This window comes from Pseudomonas sp. P4_C3 (genome assembly GCF_056402075.1).
The window spans coordinates 1-5,886 of sequence record NZ_JBFUIC010000260.1 but is presented as its reverse complement, the minus strand read 5'-3'; the positions used below and the strand labels follow the sequence as shown (position 1 = coordinate 5,886).

Genomic DNA, 5,886 nt, shown 5'->3' with positions numbered 1-5,886 from the left:
GGATGTCCGAGGACATGTCGGCGACCAGCGGAACATCACCGGTTTCCGGAATCCATTGGAATTCCAGGCCGCCAATGGTTTCGTTCGGCGCGTAGTGGACGTAGGCCGCGTCTTTCGACAGCTTCCATTCGTTCTGGCCGGGAATGGCGAAATAGTCGTAAGGCCTGGCGGTGCCGGCAACGTTGACGTGGCCGAAGCGTGAAGCTTCTTCGATGGCTTTCTGTGACCAGATACCGGTGTCGATATAGTCGGCCGAGCCGTTTTCCGGCAACAGGTTCAGAGGAATCTGAGCAAATTGCTGGCTGGCGCCACCTTGCAGGAACAGCACTTTATAGTTCGAGGGGATATTCAGCAGATCACGCAGATCCTGCTCGGCCTTGGTGGCGATGGACACGAACTCATCACTGCGATGGCTCATTTCCATGACCGACAGACCCTTGCCGTGCCAGTCGAGGAGTTCACCCTGGGCGCGCTGCAGGACAGCTTCGGGAAGCGCCGCAGGACCGGCACAGAAGTTATAGGCTCTCTTGCTCACATCCAATCTCGCTCTGATTTGGTGGTATCACTGTRGGAGCGAGCTTGCTCGCGAAAAACCTGAGAGCACAAGGGTGCACCAGACGCCCTGCGTTATCGTTGACGACCATCGCGAGCAAGCTCGCTCCTACATGGGATTTCAGTATTTCCGTACGGACAAACAACAAGGGGGCGAATTTTCATCCGCCCCCTGCTTACCCGCTTATTCCTGTGGTTCTTCGTCAGCGGCGGCGTCGAGTTGCTGGTCTTCGGCAACGTCGTCGATCACGACTTCACCGACAAACCCTTCACCCTCTTCACCTTCCAGCTCTTCGCCTTCGACTTCCGACGGCTCCTGAACCCGCTCCAGACCGACCAGCGTTTCATCGTTGGCCAGTTTGATCAGGGTCACGCCCTGGGTGTTACGACCCAGGCTGGACACTTCGTCGACACGGGTGCGCACCAGAGTGCCCTGGTCGGAAATCAGCATGATTTCCTCGCCGTCGAGCACCTGGACCGCACCGACCAGACGGCCGTTACGCTCGTTGCTGACCATGGCAATAACGCCCTGGCCGCCACGCTTGTACTCAGGGAACTCGGTGATCGCCGTGCGCTTGCCGTAGCCACGCGCCGAAGCTGTGAGGATCTGGCTGCCTTCTTCCGGGATCAGCATGGAAATCAGCTTCTGGCCTTCCGGCAGACGCATGCCGCGCACACCGCGGGCGGTACGGCCCATGGCACGAACGTCGGATTCCTTGAAACGGGTGACCTTGCCGCCATCGGAGAACAGCATCACTTCGCGCTCGCCATCGGTGATGGCCGCGGAAATCAGCACGTCGCCTTCGTCCAGCTCCAGCGCGATCAGGCCGACGCTGCGTTGACGGCTGAAGGATTCCAGCGGGGTCTTCTTCACGGTGCCGTTGGCGGTGGCCATGAAGATGTAGTGACCTTCGGTGTACTCCTCGACCGGCAGCATGGTGGTGATGTATTCACCGTCATCCAGCGGCAGCAGGTTGACCAGCGGACGACCACGGGCAGCACGTGACGCTTCAGGGATTTCGTAGGTTTTCAGCCAGTACACCTTGCCCTTGCTGGAGAACAGCAGCAGCGTGGTGTGRCTGTTGGCAACCAGCAGGTGAGCGATGTAGTCCTCATCCTTGACGCCGGTCGCCGACTTGCCTTTACCGCCACGACGCTGGGCCTGGTACGCAGCCAGCGGCTGGGTCTTGGCGTAGCCACCGTGGGAAATGGTCACGACGCGCTCTTCTTCCGGGATCATGTCACCCAGGGTCAGGTCGAGACGGGCATCGAGGATTTCAGTACGACGCACGTCGCCGTATTCGGCGCGAATCACTTCCAGCTCTTCGCGGATCACTTCCATCAGGCGCGTGGCGCTGTTGAGGATGCGGATCAGCTCGCCGATCTGGTTGAGGATCTCTTGATACTCGGCCAGCAGTTTTTCGTGTTCCAGACCGGTCAGGCGGTGCAGACGCAGTTCCAGAATGGCTTGCGCCTGTTCTGGCGACAGGAAGTACTTGCCGTCGCGCAGACCGTATTGCGGATCGAGGTTTTCCGGACGGCACGAATCGGCGCCGGCACGTTCAACCATCGCCACCACGGCCGAGGATTCCCAAGGCGTGCTGATCAGCGCTTCCTTGGCTTCCGACGGCGTTGGCGACGCCTTGATCAGGGCGATGACCGGGTCGATGTTCGACAGGGCAACCGCTTGACCTTCAAGGATATGACCACGCTCGCGCGCCTTGCGCAGTTCGAACACGGTACGACGGGTCACCACTTCGCGGCGGTGACGGACGAAGGCTTCCAGCAGGTCCTTGAGGTTCAGGATCCGCGGACGGCCGTCGATCAGCGCGACGATGTTGATACCGAACACCGCTTGCAGCTGGGTCTGGGCGTAGAGGTTGTTGAGGATGACCTCAGGCACTTCGCCGCGACGCAGCTCGATCACGACGCGCATACCGTCCTTGTCGGACTCGTCGCGCAGTTCGGTGATGCCTTCAAGCTTCTTCTCTTTGACCAGCTCGGCGATCTTCTCGATCAGACGCGCCTTGTTCAGCTGGTAAGGGAGTTCGGTGATGACGATCTGCTGGCGGCCACCGACCTTGTCGATGTCTTCGATCATCGAGCGGGCGCGCATGTAAATGCGCCCGCGACCGGTGCGGTAGGCTTCGATGATGCCGGCGCGACCGTTGATGATCGCGGCGGTCGGGAAGTCCGGACCGGGGATGTATTGCATCAGCTCGTCGACGGTCAGCTCAGGGTTGTCGATGAGCGCCAGGCAACCGTCGATGACTTCACCGAGGTTGTGCGGCGGAATGTTGGTCGCCATGCCTACGGCGATACCGCTGGAGCCGTTGACCAGCAGGTTGGGAATACGGGTCGGCATGACCGCCGGAATCATTTCGGTGCCGTCGTAGTTCGGCACCCAGTCCACGGTTTCTTTATGCAGGTCAGCCAGCAGCTCGTGCGCCAGCTTGGTCATGCGCACTTCGGTGTATCGCATGGCCGCGGCGTTGTCGCCGTCCACCGAACCGAAGTTGCCCTGGCCGTCTACCAGCAGGTAGCGCAGGGAGAATGGCTGTGCCATCCGAACGATGGTGTCGTACACCGCGGTATCACCGTGCGGGTGATACTTACCGATCACGTCACCGACAACACGGGCAGATTTCTTGTACGGCTTGTTGAAGTCGTTGCCCAGCTCGCTCATCGCGAACAGCACGCGCCGGTGCACGGGCTTCAAGCCATCGCGCGCATCCGGCAGTGCCCGCCCGACAATTACGCTCATCGCGTAGTCGAGGTAGGACTGCTTCAGCTCGTCTTCGATATTGACCGGGAGGATTTCTTTGGCCAGTTCGCCCATGAGAAGCCTGATTCCTTTTTCTGGTGAAACTTCGTCAGGACCAACGAAGCTCGCCGCTGCAGGCTCAGTGCCATGCATTGGCTTACGACAAATCAACGAGTTATGCCATGGATCTGCGCAGTAAAGATCACCCCGCGGGGCAACCTTGGAAACCGCCGGATGTTATCACAAGAGCCGCCACGCACCTATCCCCCAGACGCGCATGGAGAGTAGTTAGTTGACCGGTGACAGGCTTGAAGGGGACGAGAGAGGCTTAGAGCTGTGTTGAATGGAGAATTTGTGGCTGATTCGGGTTGATTCATTGGGTTTGACGGCCCCATCGCGAGCAAGCTCGCTCCCACAGTGTTTGCGGTACACACAAAACCTGTGGGAGCGAGCTTGCTCGCGATGGCGGCTTACCAGACACCAAAGATTATCAATGCAGACGCTTACGGCACATCAACTGCGCCATCTTCGCCGTATCCGGGCGCTCGACGATGCCTTTTTCGGTGACGATCGCATCGATCAGATCCGCCGGCGTCACGTCGAACACCGGGTTGAAGGCATTGACGTCAGCCCCGACGCGCTTGCCACCGACCTCCAGCAACTCGCGACCATCACGCTCTTCAATCGGAATGTCATCGCCACTGGCCAGGTTCATGTCGATGGTCGAACTCGGCGCCACCACCATGAAGCGCACGCCGTGGTGCATGGCGTTGACCGCCAGTTGATAGGTGCCGATCTTGTTGGCCACGTCGCCATTGGCGGTGATCCGGTCAGCGCCGACGATGACCCAGGTAGGGCCTTTGGTCTTCATGATATGCGCGGCGGCGGAATCGACATTGAGGGTCACGGGAATGCCTTCATTGGCCAGCTCCCATGCGGTCAGCCGCGAGCCCTGCAGCCATGGGCGGGTTTCGTCGACATAGACCTGCTCGATCATACCTTCGATGAATGCACCACGAATCACCCCCAGCGCCGTGCCAAAGCCGCCCGTGGCCAGTGCGCCGGTGTTGCAGTGGGTGAGGATCGCCTGGGCGTTGCCCTGATGCTTGCGGATCAGGTCCACACCCAGCTGGGCCATGGTCAGGTTGGCTTCGCGATCACTTTCGTGAATGGCGATGGCCTCGGCCTCCAGTGCCTCCAGCGGATCGGCATTGTTTTTCAGGCGATCGAGCCGGTCGTGCATGCGGCCCAGCGCCCAGAACAGGTTGACGGCGGTAGGACGGGAATCGGCCAACAGCATGAAATCCTCTTCCAGTGCAGCGTACCAGTCACCCCCTTCGGCAATCCGGGCGCGGGCTGCCAGTACGATGCCATAAGCCGCACTAATACCAATAGCCGGAGCGCCGCGCACCACCATCGAGCGGATGGCCTCGGCCACACCCGCTGCACTGGTGTAGGCAATCCAGGTTTCCTCGAACGGCAAAATACGCTGATCCAGCAGATGGAGAGCGCCATCACGCCAATCGATGGCCTTTACCTTTTCCGCAGCCAACAGTCGATCGCGCATCCCTCACCCCGCACTCATGAACAAAAGCCGCCGATTATAGCGATCCCCCCGCGAAGACGCTCGGGTATACTTCGCCATCCCATACAAAAGCACTGGAACCGACCCTCGATGCCGAACACTGCCGCTGCGCTCGACCTGTTATTGCTGCCGACCTGGCTGGTACCCGTCGAACCCGCTGGTGTTGTCCTCAAGGAACATGGCGTGGGCATCCGTGATGGACGCATCGTGTTTATCGGCCCACGTTCCGCCGCGCTGAAGCTTAACGCAACCGAAACCCGCGAATTGCCCGACATGCTGCTCAGCCCCGGCCTGATCAATGCCCACGGGCACGCGGCGATGACGCTGTTCCGTGGCCTGGCCGATGATCTGCCATTGATGACCTGGCTGGAAAACCATATCTGGCCCGCCGAGGCCAAATGGGTCGATGAAGCTTTCGTGCGCGACGGTACCGACCTTGCCATCGCCGAGCAAATCAAAGGCGGCATCACCTGTTTCTCTGACATGTACTTCTTCCCGAAGGTTGCCAGCGAGCGCGTGCACAACAGCGGCATTCGCGCGCAAATCGCGATTCCGATCCTCGACTTCCCGATTCCGGGGGCCGCCACGGCGGACGAAGCCATTCGTCAGGGCGTTGAACTGTTTGGCGATCTCAAGCACCACGAACGCATCAAAATCACCTTCGGCCCCCATGCACCCTACACCGTAGGCGACGAAAACCTGGAAAAAATCCGGATGATCGCCGAGGAACTGGACGCTTCGATCCACATGCACGTGCATGAAACCGCCTTCGAAGTACAACAATCGGTCGAGCAGCGCGGTGAACGACCACTGGCCCGACTGGCGCGCCTGGGTTTGCTGGGACCGCGCTTCCAGGCGGTTCACATGACCCAGATCAGCGAAGAAGACCTGGCGCTGCTGGTAGAAAGCAACAGCAATGTGATTCATTGCCCGGAGTCGAACCTGAAGCTGGCCAGCGGGTTCTGCCCGGTCGAGCGTTTGTGGC

At 60.0% G+C, this 5,886-nt stretch carries 4 protein-coding genes and 1 pseudogene; 1 reads left to right on the top strand and 4 read right to left on the bottom strand.

Features of this window, described 5'->3' with window-relative positions; all coding sequences use genetic code 11:
* From AC1DVH_RS25010 to mtnA, 4 genes and pseudogenes are all read right to left on the bottom strand, one after another.
* Nucleotides 1–535 (bottom strand): aminotransferase class V-fold PLP-dependent enzyme (locus AC1DVH_RS25010; RefSeq protein ID WP_477756070.1); only part of this gene is annotated, 535 nt, incomplete at its 3' end.
* Nucleotides 536–563: 28 nt separating this feature from the next.
* Nucleotides 564–644: pseudogene (locus AC1DVH_RS25005) on the bottom strand (outer membrane lipoprotein carrier protein LolA); the annotation flags it as partial.
* Nucleotides 645–736: 92 nt separating this feature from the next.
* Nucleotides 737–3,391 (bottom strand): DNA gyrase subunit A, encoded by a 2,655-nt coding sequence (gyrA, locus tag AC1DVH_RS25000; RefSeq protein ID WP_056727165.1) that lies wholly within the window; start codon nt 3,389–3,391, stop codon nt 737–739.
* A gap of 415 nt (nt 3,392–3,806) precedes the next feature.
* The gene (gene mtnA / locus AC1DVH_RS24995; RefSeq protein ID WP_477756069.1) at nt 3,807–4,883 is read right to left on the bottom strand and encodes an S-methyl-5-thioribose-1-phosphate isomerase; all 1,077 of its coding nucleotides are present in this window, start codon (nt 4,881–4,883) and stop codon (nt 3,807–3,809) included.
* A gap of 108 nt (nt 4,884–4,991) precedes the next feature.
* Here mtnA and AC1DVH_RS24990 point away from each other — a divergent pair.
* Nucleotides 4,992–5,886, top strand: an 895-nt coding sequence (locus tag AC1DVH_RS24990; RefSeq protein WP_477756068.1) for an amidohydrolase family protein, incomplete at its 3' end; no start/stop codon positions are given.